This window comes from Chloroflexia bacterium SDU3-3 (assembly GCA_009268125.1).
Taxonomy (GTDB): domain Bacteria; phylum Chloroflexota; class Chloroflexia; order Chloroflexales; family Roseiflexaceae; genus SDU3-3.
The window spans coordinates 361,121-377,384 of record WBOU01000002.1 but is presented as its reverse complement, the minus strand read 5'-3'; the positions used below and the strand labels follow the sequence as shown (position 1 = coordinate 377,384).

Genomic DNA, 16,264 nt, shown 5'->3' with positions numbered 1-16,264 from the left:
TCTCGCAACCGTGCTATAATCCCACACACGGCTCACACCTATAGAAAACAGCGGCCACGCGGCCAATACGGCGCAAGCGATATGACTCAGGCAACGCCCACAACCGCATACGTGCTCTGCGAGCGCTACCGGATCGAGGAGCGGCTGGGGGCCAACCGGCTGGCCGTGGTGTACCGCGCCTTCGACGAGCGGCTGCACCGGCCTGTGCTAGTGCATATGCTGCGCAAAGATCTGGTGGGGCAGGAGCCGCTGCGCCAGCGCTTCATCCAGGAGGTGCAGGCCAGCGCCAAGCGCTCGCACCAGTCGCTGCTGGAGCTGTACGACAGCGGCGATGTGTCGGGCAGGCCGTTCATGGTCACCGAGCACATCGCGGGGCGCGCCATCCGCGACCTCGGCCCGCTCTCGCTGGAGGAGGCGCTGCTCTACCTGCGCCAGCTGGTGGGCGCAGTAGCCACCGCCCAGGCCGCTGGCGTAGCCCACCCGCCAATCTCGTCGCGCAACGTCATCCTGATCGACGACGGCCACGTGGAGCTGGTGGAGAGCTGGCAGACCCCGCCGAACGAGGTGGCGCTGGATCTGGCCGCCTACCGCCCGCCCGAGCGCACCGAGGGCATGCCCGCCACATCGGCCAGCGCGGTCTACGCGCTGGGCCTGTTGCTGCTGGAAATGCTGAGCGGCCAGCGGGTGTTCACCGGCCAAGACCCGCGCGTGGTGGCCGAGGCCCACACCACCACCCAGATCCCGACCATCGCCGAGGTGCGGCCAGCGCTGCGCGTCATCCCGCTGGAGCAGATCATCGCCAAGGCCACCGCCCGCCGCCCCGAGCAGCGCTACCCCGACGCGGCCTCGTTCGGACGCGCGGTGGATGACCTGTGGCGCACGCTGAACAGCGAGACCAAGCGGCTGGCCAACGCGCCAGTGCAGCGCCCCGGCCTGCGCGAGCGCGTGACACGGGTGGCCGCATCCACCATCCCCGCGATGGTGGCCAGCCAGCCGCCCCTATCGACATCCTCCACCATCCCCCAGGCTGCGGATGCCATGGAAGAGAACGATCTCGCGTCGATGCTGCCGCCCGCATTCCGCCAGAGCCGCAGGCGCTCGATGACCGGGCTAGCGCTGGTGATCGGCCTCATAGCCATAGCCGTGCTGGTGGGCTACAGCCTGGCCAGCTTCGCGATCGAGCAGCTCTCGGGGGTGCAGCTGCCGCGCCTATCGCTGCCCAGCGCATCCATCCCCAGCTACCTGCCCGAGTGGCTGACGGGCGTGCCCAGCGGCGGCGAGGATGTGTATGTGGTGAGCGGCGTGCCGGATGAGGGGCTAAATTTGCGCGATAACCCCGGCATCACCACCAACGTCATCGGGCTGCTGCCCAACGGAACTATGCTGCGCAACCTGGACAACCCGCGCGAGGCCGACGGGGTGACCTGGCTGCACGTGCGCACCCGTGTCGACGACCGCGAGATCGAGGGCTGGGTCTCCAAAAACTTTGTTAAGCCCGTGACCAAAGGCACCTGACCGACCATTCGCCCAACAACCCAACCACTGGCTTGGATCCAAGAAGAACCACGCTATGCAATCCACGTCTGATCCTTCCTATTTCCTTGTTCTGGGCGATGCCAACGCCGACATTATTGCCCCCGCGCCATCTTTCCCCACCGAAGGCGACGACCTGCCAATCGCCCGGCTGCACTGGGCCAGCGGCGGATCGGCCACAAATGTGGCCACCGGGCTGGCGCTGCTGGGCGCACCGGCGCGGCTGGTGGCCCGCGTGGGCGGCGACCCGGCAGCCAGCATCGCGCTGGGCGCGGCCCAGTCGGCGGGCGTCGATCTGCGCCACATCCAGCACGACGAGCAGTCGGCCACCGGCACATGCATCGCGGTGGTCTCGCCCGCTGGCGAGCGCACCTTCCTCAGCTTTCGCGGCGCGAATATCGCGCTCACCCAGCCCAGCCGCGAGGCCTTCGCGCAGGCCCGCTGGCTGCACGTGGGCGGCCACGCGCTGCTCACCAGCCCGCAGCGCGATGCGGCGCTGGGCGCGATCGCCGATGCGTCGGCCCAGGGTATCCCTGTATCGCTCGACCTATGCCTGCCGCTGGTGCGCGAGCACGCCGCGCTGGTGCGCACGCTGATGCCGAGCATCCGCGTGCTGTTCGGCAACCGCCACGAGCTGGCCGAGCTGGGCGCGCACGAGCTGGCCCCCGGCGCGATGGCCGTGGTCAAGCTGGGCGGCGAGGGCTGCGAGGTGCGCACAGCCCAGGGCAGCATCCGCGCCGAGGCCTTCCCCACCCAGGTGGTGGACACCAACGGCTGCGGCGATGCCTTTGTGGCCGCCTTCCTGTGGGCCATGATGAAGGGCTGCCCGCCCCAGCACTGCGCGCTGATCGCCAATGCGGCGGGGGCCTACGCGGCAGCGCGGGCGGGCGCGGCCACATCGCTGCCCGACCGGGCGGCGCTGGAGTCGTTCGTGGCCGCGACGAAGCTGGAGCTGGGGGTGCCCGCGTAGCCCCCAGCTGCGATCAGGAGTCCCGCATGGTTCGAAAGGCGGCGGCGCGCGTGCCGCTGATATGGGCATGGCTGGTCGGCGCAGTAGCGCTGCTGCCACGGATGACCGACCTCACCGACTTCTTCACCACCGACGAGGCCTACCACTGGATCGACCGCGTGGCCGGGTTCAGCAAGGCCCTAGCCACCGGCAACCTCTTCAAAACCTCGCAGACTGGCCACCCCGGCGTGACCATTATGTGGCTGGGCACACTGGGCACCTGGGCCGAGCAGCTGGCCGTGGGCCAGGGCTGGGCGCAGCCGCCCAGCGAGGCGCAGCACCTGGCATGGCTGCGCGCGCCCCACGCGCTGCTGGAGGCCCTGCTGGTGCCGCTGGTCTACATGCTGCTGCGCCGCCTGGTCAGCCCGCTCGCCGCCATGCTGGCCTCGCTGCTGATCGCGCTCTCGCCCTACCTGATCGCCCACGGGCGGCTGCTGCACCTGGATGCGCTGCTCACCAGCTTCGCCACGCTGTGCGTGCTGTTCCTGCTGGTGGACATGCAGGAGGGCGGCTGGCGCTGGCTGGTGGGGTCGGGGGTGTGCGCGGGGCTGGCGCTGCTCACCAAGGGGCCCGCGCTCATCCTGCTGCCGTTCGTGGGGCTGGCCATGTGCGCGCCCGCCGCCCAGCAGCTGCTGGCCGACGTTCGCGGCGGGGCGCGGCCCAATGTGGCGGCGCTGGCCTGGCAGGTGGTGCGCCGCTACCTGATCTGGCTGGGCGTGGCCGCGCTGGTGGTGGTGGCGCTGTGGCCCGCGCTGTGGGTGCAGCCGGTGTGGATCCTCAACAACTACTGGGCCGAGATCCGCGACAACGGGGCCAGGGCCAACGGCGACGGGCAGTTCTTCATGGGGCAGGCGATCGCCGACCCCGGCCCGCTATTCTACCTAGTGGCGGGGGCCTTCCACACCACCCCGGCCATGCTGGCGGGGCTGGCGCTGGCGCCGCTGGGCCTAGCCCTGGCCGAGCCACGGCAGCGCCGCCCGCTGCTGGTGCTGCTGACCTTCGTGCTGTTCTGGACGGCCGTTATGACGGCAGGGCCGAAGAAGTTCGACCGCTACACCCTGCCCACCTGGCCAGCGCTGCTGGTGCTAGCCGCCGCCGGGCTGGCCAGCCTGCACGCGCTGGCGCTGCGGCTGCGCGGTAGGCTGGCCGTGGCTAGCCGAGTGGCCGGGGTGTGCCTGATGGCCCTGCTGGCGGTGGATGCCGCCCAGCTCTGGCAGATCCGGCCCTACTTCCTGAGCTACTACAACCCGCTCTTGGGCGGCGGCGCGGCGGCCCAGCGCAATCTGCTGATCGGCTGGGGCGAGGGCATGGAGCAGGTGGCCAGCTACCTGAACGCGCAGCCCAACCCCGGCAATGAGCCGGTGCTCTCCACCCTGGGCGCGACGCTGCGGCCCTTCCTCAGCGCGCCCATCCGCCCGATCGAGCGCTACGGCAGCGACCGCGCCAGCTACGCCGTGGTCTACCACGAGTCGCTGCAGCGCGCCGCCGACCCGCCGCTCTACGCCAAGATCCAGCAGGGCGTGCCGCTGCAGCAGATCGTGATCAATGGCATCACCTACGCCACCATCTACCAGGTACCGCGCCCCTACGACCACGCGCTGCCCGCCCATTTTGGCGACGAGCTGTGGCTGCACGGCTACAGCGTAGCGCAGAGCCAAGGCCAGCTGATCATCACGCTCGCGTGGGATGTGCGCGCCCAGCCCAGCGCCGACTACAGCGTGTTCTTCCACCTGATCGACGCCAGCGGCGCACGCGTGGCTCAGGCCGATGTGGCGCTGGGCGGCGGCGAAGACCCCGGCACCCGCACGTGGCAGCCGGGGCGGCAGGTGGCCGTGCCCATCGGGCTGGGTCTGCCGCCAGGGCTGCCCAAGGGCAGCTACGCCCTGCTCATGGGCCTCTACGACCAGCGCACTGGCGAGCGGCTGCCCTTCACCCATGCCCCCGCCGAGCCGGAGCGCCTAGATGGGCCGCACGTGCTGCGGCTTCAGGCCATAGAACAAGGAGAATGACCATGACACCCCCGTGGAAGCAGCGCATGGATGCGCTCCAGCTCAAAGATCTGGCCGAGATCTTCGGCACGCCCAAGCCGATCATCGGCATGGTGCACTGCTGGCCGCTGCCGGGCGCGCCGGGCTACACTGGCTACGGCATGCCCACTATCATCGACAACGCCCTGCGCGACGCGCACGCCCTGGCCGAGGGCGGCGTGGATGGCATCATCGTCGAGAATATGTGGGACATCCCGTTCCGCGCTGGGCCGCACATCCAGCCCGAGAGCATCGCATCGCACGCGGTGGTGGCCGCCGCCGTGAAGCGCGAGCTGCCCCAGCTGCCCATGGGCATCAACCTGGTGCACAACGGCGGCGTGTCGCTGCTGGGCATCGCGCTGGCCTCGGGGGCCGAGTTCATCCGCGTGTGCATGTTCACCGGCGCAGGCGTGTGGGATGCGGGCGAGATCGACGAGGGCTGCGCCGCCGACCTGATGCGCCGCCGCAAGGATCTGCACGCCGAGCACATCAAGATCTTCGCCGATGTGGACAAGAAGCACTCGGTGCGCTTCCCCGGCATCGATCTGGCCACGCACATCGAGTGGACGCGCTTTTTCGGGGCCGACGCGCTGATCATCTCGGGGCGGATGACCGGCGACGCGCCCAACCTGCAGAAGGTGCGCGAGGCCAAAGCCATGGCGGGCGACCGCCCGGTGCTGCTTGGAAGCGGTACCAGCGAAAGCAACATCGCGGCGTTTATGGAGGTGGCCGATGGTACGATCGTGGGGTCGTCGATCAAAGATGATGGCGTGTGCGAGAACCCGGTGAGCCTTGCGCGCGTAAAGGCCTTCGTGAGCGCGGCGCGTGGCAAAGCCTGATCTGGCTCATTCCACCAAACGAGCAGCGGTACCATTTCAAAAGTTAATAAAAGATAGTACTTTCACGCCCAAACGAATTAGTACTAGAGGTTAGGTGAAGGATGTACCATTGCCCCGTATGCAATCATGCCCGGCAATGGTACTCTATCGGTGCAGCAGCAATCACCCAACCCAACACTTCACCACCCGCTCTGCCGATTCCTAGCCCGTCCGCCACCCGACCGGCATCGCACACTCGTCCGAGCATCGTACACCCATCCGAGCCCTACATCACACCACTATCGTCGGTACAGCAAGCTCTTGTCTTCTGTTGCATTGTTCGCACGCTACCGTCGTCGTACCAACCGGGCACACGCCGCAGCTTCATCGCAGCCGACACTCTCGCTACAACCAACACCATCCCAGCAGCAGCGCGGCATGTTGTCCCGGCCATCGCAGCAGCATCCTAGCACACCGGTCTCACCCCACCACCACATCACGCCCGTTGGGCGGCGGGCTACGAATCGACCCACAACCTAGCAGTACGTTCCAGCAGCCTCGGCCATGCCGGGGCTGCTGTCGTTCACGCTTCTTTTTCCACAGCGATTAGTGTCTCTATCGGCATAAAACACCGCTGCCGCCAGCATCAAAACTAACAAAACTATAACACTGCTCTAGCGCCGAATCGCCGCAAAACGTGTATGCTTGTACCAGACATTTTCAGGAGGTAGCAAGAGCTATGTCGTTTAACACAAACCGATTGACGGAGAAATCCCAGGCGGCGGTGCTGGCGGCGCAGACCCTGGCCGAGCGCAACGGCAACAGCCAGATCGAGCCAGAGCACCTGCTGCTGGCCCTGCTGGAGCAGGGCGAGGGTGTGGTGCCCCAGGTGCTGGCCAAGATGAACGTGGCCGTGGGCGCGCTGGCCCAGCAGATCCGGCAGGAGATTAACCGCTTCCCGCGCCAGAGCGGCGGGAACGTGCAGATTGTCATCGCCCCGCGCCTGCGCACGGTGATGACCCGCGCCTACGACGAGCTGGCCCAGTTCGGCGACGAGTTTGTGTCCACCGAGCACCTGCTGCTGGCCCTGCTGGCCCACGGCGGCGGCGGCGCAGAGCGCGCGCTCAAGCAGAACGGCGTCACCCGCGACAACCTGCTGACCGCCCTACGCGAGGTGCGCGGCACCCAGCGCGTCACCAGCGCCAACCCCGAGGGCACCTACGCCGCGCTTGAGCAGTACGGGCGCGACCTGACCGAGCTGGCCCAGAAGGGCAAGCTCGACCCGATCATCGGGCGCGACGAGGAGATCCGCCGCACCATCCAGATCCTCTCGCGGCGCACCAAGAACAACCCAGTGCTGATCGGCGAGCCGGGCGTGGGCAAGACCGCCATCGTCGAGGGCCTGGCCCAGCGCATCGTGCGCGAGGACGTGCCCGAGTCGCTGAAGGGCAAGAAGGTGGTGGCGCTCGACATGGGCGCGCTGATCGCGGGCGCGAAGTACCGCGGCGAGTTCGAGGAGCGCCTCAAGGCCGTGCTGAACGAGATCCAGGAGCGCGAGGACGTGATCCTGTTCATCGACGAGCTGCACACCGTGGTGGGCGCTGGCGCTGCCGAGGGCGCGATGGACGCGGGCAACATGCTCAAGCCCATGCTGGCGCGCGGCGAGCTGCGCATGGTGGGCGCCACCACGCTCGACGAGTACCGCAAGTACATCGAGAAGGACGCCGCCCTGGAGCGCCGCTTCCAGCCCGTGGTGGTCGACCAGCCCAGCGTGGAGGACACCATCTCCATCCTGCGCGGCATCAAGGAGCGCTACGAGACCCACCACGGCGTGCGCATCACCGACGCGGCGATCGTCTCGGCGGCGGTGCTCTCCGACCGCTACATCACCGACCGCTTCCTGCCCGACAAGGCTATCGACCTGATCGACGAGTCGGCGGCTCGCCTGCGCATGGAGATCACATCCGACCCGCAGGAGCTAGATGACCTGAAGCGGCGGCAGATGCAGCTGGAGATCGAGCGCGAGGCCCTGAAGCGCGAGAAGGACGCCGCCAGCAAGGAGCGCCTGAACAAGCTGGAGCTTGAGCTGGCCAACCTGAAGGAGCAGCGCAGCGGCGTGGAGGCCCAGCTGCAGCGCGAGCGCGATGTGCTGGGCAAGATCCAGCAGGCCCGCGAGGAGATCGACGCCACCAAGGTGGAGATCGAGCGCGCCCAGCGCGAGTACGATTACAACAAGGCCGCCGAGCTGCAGTACAGCAAGATGATGGCGCTGGACAAGCAGATCGCCGACCTGGAGACCCAGCTCAAGTCCAGCGGCAGCATCCTGCTCAAGCAGGAGGTCGACGACCAGGACATCGCCGAGGTGGTCTCGAAGTGGACCGGCGTGCCGGTGGTGAAGCTGCTGGAGGGCGAGGTCGAGAAGCTGGTGAAGATGGAGGATCGCCTCCACGCCCGCGTGATCGGCCAGGAGGAGGCGGTGGTGGCGGTGGCCAACGCGGTGCGCCGCTCGCGCGCGGGCCTGCAAGACCCCAACCGCCCGCTCGGCTCGTTCCTGTTCCTCGGCCCCACCGGCGTGGGCAAGACCGAGCTGGCCCGTGCGCTGGCCGAGTTCCTGTTCGATGACGAGCACGCCATGATCCGCATCGACATGTCCGAGTACCAGGAGAAGCACACCGTGGCCCGCCTGGTGGGCGCGCCCCCCGGCTACGTCGGCTACGACGAGGGCGGCCAGCTGACCGAGGCCGTGCGCCGCAAGCCCTACTCGGTGGTGCTGTTCGACGAGATCGAGAAGGCCCACCCCGATGTGTTCAACGTGCTGCTGCAGGTGCTGGATGATGGGCGGCTGACCGACGGCCAGGGCCGCGTGGTCAACTTCAAAAACGTCGTAGTGATCATGACATCCAACGTGGGCAGCCCGGTGATCATGGATCTGACCGGCAGCGGGGCCGAGCAGGATGAGATCCGCCGGGCCGCGCTGGAGGAGCTGCGCGGCGAGTTCCGCCCCGAGTTCCTCAACCGCATCGACGAGATCATCGTGTTCCGCCCGCTCAGCCGCGCCCAGATCGGCAAGATCGTCGAGATCCAGCTGGGCAACCTACGCAAGCAGCTGGCCGGTCGCCAGATCAAGCTGGAGCTGAGCGACGGGGCGCGCAACCTGCTGGCCGACGAGGGCTACGACCCGGTCTACGGCGCACGCCCGCTCAAGCGCCTGATCCAGCAGCGCATCCAGAACCCGCTGGCGCTGGCCATCCTCCAGGGCCAGTTCCGCGAGGGCGACACCGTGCGCGTGCGCACCGACAGCGACTCGCGCTACGTCTTCGAGAAGATCGCCGACGAGGTGCCCGCGCTGCCCGAGTAGGCGCAGCCACATAAACAGACGGGGTGTGGGATGGGATAAGCTCCCACCCCGCACCCCGTTTTATGTCATCTTCGCTACGAAGACACCAACAACTCTTTCCAGATCTTCGTGCCTTCGCGTCTTCGTGGGGAATCGCCCCCCTCGCTTTTGAGATCAACGAGAACCCATCGTCATCATCGCCGTAGGGGCGGATCTTGTGTCCGCCCACCGCGAAAGCAATGCAATCATGGTAATCATCTACGATGCTCGCCATGGCAACCATGCGGGCGGGCTTAAAACCCGCCCCTACGTCATTGATTGGCGCGGTATTCCATCCCCAAAACCTTGGGGCCTTGGAGCCTTGGTGGTATATCCGTTCCCAAAAACACAAAAAGGCACCAAGACCCTTTTCAGAATCTTCGTGCCTTCGCGTCTTCGTGGTTCATCCATCCCCCAAAACCTTGGTGTCTTGGAGCCTTGGTGGTAAAAAACCTACGCGGCCTCGATGAAGTACTGGCCGTGCACCAGCTCGAACACCAGCTGGTCCAGCGTCACCTCGGCCTCGTGATATGAGCGCGCAAACCCGACAAGCTCGCTGTCGAGATACATGACGTAGTCGTGGCTTTCGTGATCATACACTATGTTTTTATCGTACATACTCTTCCCTCACGTTGTCCAGAAATACACCTCTAGATGGAAGATAGTATAGCACATGAGTTCTATAATGCAAGAGCTTTTTTAAAAGAAGCTGACCAAGGCGCTCACCACCCCAGCCCACACCCGCGTGGCGCAGGATTTGATAGTGGCACCGTATGTTCGCACGCTGGGCGAGGCTAGGGGTGGGGTAGGGCGTTGCATCGCGTGCTATGATGGGTGCAGCCCATACATAGGAGCGCAGGCCACACCGCACCACCCCCGCCGCCCCGCGCCGCCCGATAAGGAACCCATGGATCTCATCACCGACGCCTACGCCTACCTGCTTGGCCACACCCAGCAGTTCTGGGATGCGCTGGCCCGCCACCTGCTGCTCAGCGGCGTGGCCCTGGCCGCCAGCGTGGCGCTGTGCGTGCCGCTGGGCATCGCCATCGCGCGGCGCGTGCGGCTGGCCCAGGCCGTGATCTCGGCCTTCGGCGCGCTGCGGCTCATCCCCAGCCTGGCCGTGCTGTTCCTAGCCCTGCCCTACCTGGGTCTGGGCCTGCGCCCCTCGCTGTTCGCGCTCACCCTGCTGGCCCTGCCGCCCGTGCTGATCAACACCTACGCGGGCATGCGCGGTGTGCCCCGCGATGTGGTGGAGGCCGCCAGCGGCATGGGCATGTCGCGCGGGCAGGTGCTGCGCCGCATCGAGCTGCCCCTGGCCGCACCATCCATCCTGGCCGGCATCCGCACCGCTGCCGTCGAGGTGATCGCCAGCGCCACGCTGGCCTCGTTCATCAGCGGCGGCGGCCTGGGCGAGTTCATCCAGACCGGCTTCGCGCTCAACCGCACCAGCGTGATGCTGGTGGGGGCTGTGCCCGTGGCCCTGCTGGCCCTGGCCGCCGAATTGCTATTCGGCCTGCTAGAGCGGCGCACCCGCGTCGCGCAGATCAGCATCTAACCGAGGCGCGGCACTGTGTCCCGCCGCGCCTGCACGAGATAGTTGGAGGAGAGCATGCGTAGATTCCACCAGATCGCCCCGCTGGCCCTGCTGGCCGCCGCCCTGCTGGCCGCCTGCGGCCAGTCCGCCAGCCCCGCCAGCTCGACCGCCCTCGTGGTCGAGACCGCAGGCCCCGTCGAGCTTCAGCCCGCCGCCGAGGTGACCGCCCCGGCCCTAGAGCCGGTCGGCGCCAGCGGCGCAGCCACGGCCCCCGCCGAGGCCGCCACGGCCCCAGCCGAGGCCACCGCGCCCGCCGCCACCGCCGCCGCCGAGGCCACCACGGCCCCAGCCGCCGAACCCGGCACGATCAAGATCGGCTCGAAGAACTTCACCGAGATGTTCATCCTGGGCGAGCTGTACGCCCAGCTGCTTGAGGCCAACGGCTTCACCGTCGAGCGCAAGTTCGACCTCGGCGCGACGCCCATAGCCCAGACCGCCATCACCCAGGGCGACATCGACCTCTACCCCGAGTACACCTCCACCGGCCTGCTTGAGGTGCTCCAGCAGGAGCCGATCAGCGACACCGCCAAGCTGCTCGCCACCCTGCGCAGCGAGTACGAGAGCAAGTACCAGCTCACCTGGCTGGAGCCGTCGGCCTTCAACGACACCAACACCTTCGCCGTCACCCAGGACACCGCCACCAAGCTGGGCCTGAAGACCTACTCCGACCTGTTCGCCAAGGCCGCCGACGTGCGCCTGGGCGGCCCGCCCGAGTTCCCCGAGCGCAACGACACCAAGAACCTGGAGAAGATCTACGGCGCGCAGATCGCCGGATTCAAGAGCTACAGCCAGCTGGGCACCGGCTCGCTGCGCTACGACGCCCTGAAGAGCGGCGATGTCGACGCCATCGTGGCCTTCGGCACCGACGGGCGCATCCGCAGCGACAACCTCGTCATCCTCCAGGATGACAAGCAGGCCTACCCCACCTACAACGTCGCCCCGGTCATCCGCCAGGACGCCCTGACCAAGTACCCGCAGGTCGCCACCATCCTCTCCCAGCTCGGGCCGCTGCTCACCGACAGCGTGATGCAGGATCTGAACTACCAGGTGGATGGCCCCGACGCCAAGGAGCCAGCCGCCGTGGCCAAGGCCTTCCTGCAGAGCAGCGGGCTGGTGAAGTAGCCAGCTGTGGCGCGGGCTGGGCTGGAGGAACCGCACCCCGATAGGAAAAATCGGGCCGGTCGCACCAGCCCAGCCCCACCGCTTCGGTCTGGATCATGGCCAGCAGCACCCTAGCAGCACCTTCGCCGGATGGGCCAGGCCGCTGGGTCTTCACCACCAAGGGCAACCGATTTACCACGAAGACGCGAAGCCGCGAAGAGAACAAGAAGATTTACCACCAAGCCTCCAAGGTAGCAAGGGGAGAAGTCTGAAAAGAGCGCCACGCTAGCCTACTTATCCCATGCGGCGAAGGCGCCGCTCGTGTTTTGATGGCCATATGCACGAACACCAGCAGCCAGCGAACAGCATAGGAACGCCCAAAATTGGGGGTTCGAAGGGGGCATCGCCCCATCGCGGGGTTGCTAGGGGCTGGCCCCTAGCCGCCGCCCGCGCAGGGCACACACCCACCACCCAAGCAGAACCGCCATCGTGGATGGCTCACCACCACGTGGGATCGTTCCACCACCACGTGGGATCGTTCCACCACCACGTGGGATCGTTCCACCACCGCGTGGGATCGTTCCACCACCGCGTGGGATCGTCCGCCGACCAGATACCGCCTAAGCAGTACGCAGAAGAACTATGGCAACCATCGTCCTTGAAGAACTGACCAAGCGCTTCCCCGGCGAGCCGAGGGCGGCGGTCGACGCCGTGAGCCTCAGCATCGAGCCGGGCAGCTTCGTGGCCCTGATCGGCCCATCGGGGTGCGGCAAAACCACCCTGCTCAAGCTGCTCAACCGCCTCTACGAGCCGACCGAGGGCCGCGTGCTGATCGACGATGTCGACATCGCATCCAGCCCCGCCACCGAGCTGCGGCGGCGCATCGGCTACGTCATCCAGCAGTCGGGCCTGTTCCCACACATGCGCATCGAGCAGAACATCGCCGTGGTGCCCGAGCTGCTGGGCTGGGACCGCGAGCGCATCCGCCAGCGCACCGACGAGCTGATGGAGCTGATCGGCCTGCCGCCCGAGTACCGCAGGCGCTACCCTCGCCAGCTCTCCGGCGGCCAGCAGCAGCGTGTCGGCCTGGCCCGCGCGCTCGCCGCCGACCCCGCGATCATGCTGATGGACGAGCCGTTCGGCGCGCTCGACGCCATCACCCGCCTGCGCCTGCAGGATGAGCTGCTCGACATCCAGCGCAAGCTGCACAAGACCATCGTCTTCGTCACCCACGACATGGAGGAGGCCCTGCGCCTGGCCGACGTGGTGGTGGTGATGAACGAGGGACAGATCGTGCAATCCGGCCCGCCGCTGGAGATCGTCAGCCGCCCGGCCAGCGCCTTCGTAGAGAACCTGGTGGGCGCGGGCGACATGCTGCGGCGGCTCTCGCTGCTCAACGCGGGCCAGCTGGTGGCGGGGCGACGCGCGGCCCGCACCGCCCCGCCCCAGGGGCCGCAGGTGAGCGCCGACGGTAGCCTGCGCGACGCGCTGGCCGCCCTGATCGGCAGCGAGGCCGACGCCGTGACCGTGGTGGATGGCGCGGGGGCCTCGCTGGGCAGGCTCAGCTTCGAGGACATCCGCAGCGCCCTGGCCGAGCCATCCGAGCGGGAGGCCTAGCATGGACCAGATCCTCGCGGGGCTGCGCTATATCGGCAGCAACCCCGGCCTTATGCTCCAGCTCACCTGGCAGCAGCTGTGGATCACGCTGGTGTCGCTGGGCATCGCCCTGGCGATCGCGCTGCCACTAGGCGTGGCGCTGGCCCGCACGCCCAGCCTGCGCGGCCCCGTGCTGGGTGTGCTCAGCGTGATCTACACCATCCCCAGCCTGGCCATGCTGGTGCTGCTGCTGCCGCTCACCCGGCTCGGCCCGCAGACCGCCATTGTGGCGCTGGTGGCCTACGCCCAGATCGTGCTGGTGCGCAACACCCTGCTGGGCCTCACCAGCATCGACCCGGCGGTGCTTGAGGCGGCGCGCGGCATGGGCATGACGCCCTGGCAGCGGCTGTGGCGGGTCGAGCTGCCGCTGGCCCTGCCGCTGATCGTGGCCGGGGTGCGCATCGCCACGCTCTCGATCATCGGCATCGGCACCATCGCCGCCATGATCAACGCGGGCGGGCTGGGCACCCTGCTGTTCCAGGGCGTGGCCAGCGGCCAGCGCGCCAAGATCGTGGCGGGCAGCCTGGCGGTAGGCGCGCTGGCGCTGCTGGCCAACCTGCTGCTGCGCGGCGTCGAGCGCCTGGTGGCCCTGCCCACCGGGGCCGAGCAGCCCTAGCCGCACCATACACACACAAGGAACCCCAACCATGAATGCCGACACTGTACTGCGCGAGCAGCTTGTGGCCCTGCTGCGCGGCGGGAACGCCCACATGAGCTTCGATGAGGCCGTGAAGGACTTCCCGCTCGACAAGATCAACGCCCTTCCGCCCAATGTCAGCTACACGCCGTGGCACCTGATCGAGCACCTGCGCATCACCCAGTGGGACATCCTGGAGTTCGTGCGCAACCCGGCCCACGTCTCGCCGCCCTGGCCCGAGGGCTACTGGCCCGCGCCCGGCACCCAGGCCGACGCCCAGGCGTGGGAGGCCACGGTGGCCGCCTTCCGCCGCGATCTGGCCGACATCGAGGCGCTGGCCACCAGCCCCGACACCAACCTGACCGCGCCCATCCCGCACGCGCCCGACTACACCATCCTGCGCGAGATCCTGCTGGCCGCCGACCACAACGCCTACCACATCGGCGAGCTAGGCATCCTGCGCCAGGTGATGCAGGCGTGGGGCTAACACAAAAAAACAGGCGGGGCTAGTGTGCCCCGCCTGCTGCTTTCTAATCTCCCCTACGCCTCACCCAGATACTGCCGGAACAGCTCGACCCAGCGGCGCATGCGGTCGAGCTGGTGGTAGCGCTCGATCACGCCGTGGCCAGTGCGCGGGTAGGTCACCATCTCCACCGGCACGCCGCGATCCTTCAGCGCGCGGAAGAACTCGTAGCCCTGGTCCACCGGCACGATCCGGTCAAGCTCGCCGTGCTGAATGAGCGTCGGCGTGGTCACGCGCTCCACGAAGGTGATCGGCGCGCGCGTGTCGAACACGCCGCCCTGCTCGTAGGGGTTAGCCCGCAGCGACACCCGATCCCACAGGCCGATGTGCGCGCCGCCGTGGAACGAGCGCCAGTTGGTGATCGCCGCGCCCACCATGGCCGCCTTGAAGCGCGTGGTCTGCGTGATCGCCCAGGCCGTCATATAGCCGCCGTAGCTCCACCCGCCGATGCCCAGCCGGTCCGGGTCGGCGATACCCTCGGCCACCAGCTCGTCGATCCCGCTGATAATATCCTCGTAGTCCTTCCCGCCGAAGTCGCCGATGTTCAGCTCCAGGAACTCCACGCCCCAGCCGTTGCTGCCGCGCGGGTTGGGCAGGAACACCGCGTAGCCATCGCCCGCGAACAGCTGGAGGGCGCGGTTGGCCACGTAGTAGTTGTGCAGGTAGAGCCAGGCCGGGCCGCCGTGCACCCACGTGACCATGGGCACGGGCTTGCCGGGCTGGTAGCCCACCGGCAGGATCAGGATGCCCTGGATCTCCAGCCCGTCGGCGCTGCGCCAGCGCACGGTGCGCTGCTCGCCCACCGCCAGCTCGGCGGCCAGCTCGGCGTGCAGCGCGGTGAGCTTGCGCCACTCGCCCGCCGCATCCAGTGTCCACACCTCCTGCGGGGTGGTGGCGTCGCTGCGCACCAGGGCCACGGTGCCATCATCCGCGATGTAGCGCGATAGGTAGCTCTCGCTGATCGCGAACTCGCCGCGCGCGCGGGCCACCGGGCCAGTGCCTGCGGCCAGGTCGATCTGGCCCACCGCGCCCTCGCCGCGCTCGTAGGCCATATAGTCCACCCGCGCCATGTCGGGCGAGAACTGGTACCACCACAGGCTGCCGGGGTAGCCCTCGGTCAGATTGCGCGGCGCGCCGCCGCCGATCGGGATGAGCAGCAGGTCGCCTGCGTTCATGCCACGGTCGCTCCAGATCCCCGAGAGCACCGCAACACACGCGCCGTCGGGCGTCACGCGGGGCATCGCAAAGCACTTCTCGGGCACCTGGTAGATCGTGCGCGGCACGCCGCCATCCGGCCCCACGTAGGCCACCGAGGTGGCGAACCACGACCACTCGTACGGCTCGGCGGCGGTCAGCAGCGCCAGGCCGCCATCGGGCGCCCAGCCGAACTCCCAGATCTGCACGTCGCCGGTGGTCAGCTGGCGCAGCTCGCCGCTGGCCACATCGGCGGACCACACGCGCCACCATGCGTGCGCCTGCTCGAACTCCGCCGCGTCGTCGCCGCGTCGGCGGCGCTCAAGCGCATCGGCAGGCTCGGGGTCGCTCATCAGGATGCCGATCTTCGTGCCGTCGGGCGACCACGCGATCTCGTGGATGCAGCCTGCGGTCTGGACCAGCCGCCGGGCCTCGCCGCCAGCGCGGGGCAGCAGGTAGACCTGGGCCAGGCCGCCATCGCGGTCGGAGAGGAAGGCCAGGGTGCGGCCATCGGGCGACCACGTGGGCGAGCTGTCGGATCGGGTGCCGCTGGTGTAGGGCCGCGGCTCGCCGCCGCTGGTCGGCACCGCCCAGATCTGGCGCTTCACAAAGCCCTGGTACTCTTTAAATGGCTCGCAGCGTGTGAAGGTGATCAGCGCGCCGTCAGGGGTGATCGAAACATCCGTCAGCGAGGAGAACGCGAGCACATCCTCCGGGGTCGCAGTCCGCATAGCATATCTCCCGTCATCGAAAGCCTAGAGCAAATCGTTTTATTGTTCTCTGTGGGGTGTTTCCT

Annotated in this window: 12 protein-coding genes; 11 read left to right on the top strand and 1 reads right to left on the bottom strand. The window is 67.9% G+C overall.

What is annotated here, in order from left to right:
* Positions 1-81 precede the first annotated feature (81 nt).
* The 11 genes from F8S13_04390 to F8S13_04340 all read left to right on the top strand — a co-directional run bounded on the left by F8S13_04390 (position 82) and on the right by F8S13_04340 (position 14,238).
* Positions 82-1,515: an SH3 domain-containing protein gene (locus F8S13_04390; protein KAB8145076.1), complete on the top strand. Its 1,434-nt coding sequence runs from the start codon at positions 82-84 to the stop codon at positions 1,513-1,515.
* 55 nt (positions 1,516-1,570) lie between these two features.
* The gene (locus tag F8S13_04385) at positions 1,571-2,503 is read left to right on the top strand and encodes a carbohydrate kinase family protein (GenBank protein KAB8145075.1); all 933 of its coding nucleotides are present in this window, start codon (positions 1,571-1,573) and stop codon (positions 2,501-2,503) included.
* A 26-nt stretch (positions 2,504-2,529) separates the two neighbouring features.
* Positions 2,530-4,551: a phospholipid carrier-dependent glycosyltransferase gene (locus F8S13_04380; protein KAB8145074.1), complete on the top strand. Its 2,022-nt coding sequence runs from the start codon at positions 2,530-2,532 to the stop codon at positions 4,549-4,551.
* 2 nt (positions 4,552-4,553) lie between these two features.
* Positions 4,554-5,408, top strand: coding sequence for a BtpA/SgcQ family protein (locus F8S13_04375; GenBank protein KAB8145073.1), 855 nt, complete (start codon positions 4,554-4,556; stop codon positions 5,406-5,408).
* Between the two features lie 718 nt (positions 5,409-6,126).
* Positions 6,127-8,745, top strand: a complete 2,619-nt coding sequence (clpB, locus tag F8S13_04370; protein ID KAB8145072.1) for an ATP-dependent chaperone ClpB — start codon at positions 6,127-6,129, stop codon at positions 8,743-8,745.
* Between the two features lie 226 nt (positions 8,746-8,971).
* Positions 8,972-9,211, top strand: a complete 240-nt coding sequence (locus F8S13_04365; GenBank protein ID KAB8145071.1) for a hypothetical protein — start codon at positions 8,972-8,974, stop codon at positions 9,209-9,211.
* A gap of 459 nt (positions 9,212-9,670) precedes the next feature.
* A complete protein-coding gene (locus F8S13_04360; protein KAB8145070.1) occupies positions 9,671-10,318 on the top strand; it encodes an ABC transporter permease in 648 nt (215 codons plus the stop codon).
* Positions 10,319-10,372: 54 nt separating this feature from the next.
* Positions 10,373-11,479, top strand: a complete 1,107-nt coding sequence (locus F8S13_04355) for a quaternary ammonium transporter (protein KAB8145069.1) — start codon at positions 10,373-10,375, stop codon at positions 11,477-11,479.
* 621 nt (positions 11,480-12,100) lie between these two features.
* The gene (locus F8S13_04350) at positions 12,101-13,075 is read left to right on the top strand and encodes an ABC transporter ATP-binding protein (GenBank protein ID KAB8145068.1); all 975 of its coding nucleotides are present in this window, start codon (positions 12,101-12,103) and stop codon (positions 13,073-13,075) included.
* Between the two features lie 22 nt (positions 13,076-13,097).
* The gene (locus tag F8S13_04345) at positions 13,098-13,730 is read left to right on the top strand and encodes an ABC transporter permease (GenBank protein ID KAB8145249.1); all 633 of its coding nucleotides are present in this window, start codon (positions 13,098-13,100) and stop codon (positions 13,728-13,730) included.
* A 31-nt stretch (positions 13,731-13,761) separates the two neighbouring features.
* Positions 13,762-14,238: a DinB family protein gene (locus F8S13_04340; protein KAB8145067.1), complete on the top strand. Its 477-nt coding sequence runs from the start codon at positions 13,762-13,764 to the stop codon at positions 14,236-14,238.
* 53 nt (positions 14,239-14,291) lie between these two features.
* Here F8S13_04340 and F8S13_04335 read toward each other — a convergent pair whose 3' ends face one another.
* Entirely contained in the window at positions 14,292-16,199 is a 1,908-nt protein-coding gene (locus tag F8S13_04335; protein ID KAB8145066.1) for a S9 family peptidase, read from the bottom strand.
* Positions 16,200-16,264: the final 65 nt, after the last annotated feature.

Coding starts and splice junctions, on each gene's coding strand:
- F8S13_04390 (KAB8145076.1), top strand. CDS start 82: ATGACTCAGGCAACGCCCACAACCGCATACGTGCTCTGCGAGCGCTAC.
- F8S13_04385 (KAB8145075.1), top strand. CDS start 1,571: ATGCAATCCACGTCTGATCCTTCCTATTTCCTTGTTCTGGGCGATGCC.
- F8S13_04380 (KAB8145074.1), top strand. CDS start 2,530: ATGGTTCGAAAGGCGGCGGCGCGCGTGCCGCTGATATGGGCATGGCTG.
- F8S13_04375 (KAB8145073.1), top strand. CDS start 4,554: ATGACACCCCCGTGGAAGCAGCGCATGGATGCGCTCCAGCTCAAAGAT.
- clpB (KAB8145072.1), top strand. CDS start 6,127: ATGTCGTTTAACACAAACCGATTGACGGAGAAATCCCAGGCGGCGGTG.
- F8S13_04365 (KAB8145071.1), top strand. CDS start 8,972: ATGGTAATCATCTACGATGCTCGCCATGGCAACCATGCGGGCGGGCTT.
- F8S13_04360 (KAB8145070.1), top strand. CDS start 9,671: ATGGATCTCATCACCGACGCCTACGCCTACCTGCTTGGCCACACCCAG.
- F8S13_04355 (KAB8145069.1), top strand. CDS start 10,373: ATGCGTAGATTCCACCAGATCGCCCCGCTGGCCCTGCTGGCCGCCGCC.
- F8S13_04350 (KAB8145068.1), top strand. CDS start 12,101: ATGGCAACCATCGTCCTTGAAGAACTGACCAAGCGCTTCCCCGGCGAG.
- F8S13_04340 (KAB8145067.1), top strand. CDS start 13,762: ATGAATGCCGACACTGTACTGCGCGAGCAGCTTGTGGCCCTGCTGCGC.
- F8S13_04335 (KAB8145066.1), bottom strand. CDS start 16,199: ATGCGGACTGCGACCCCGGAGGATGTGCTCGCGTTCTCCTCGCTGACG.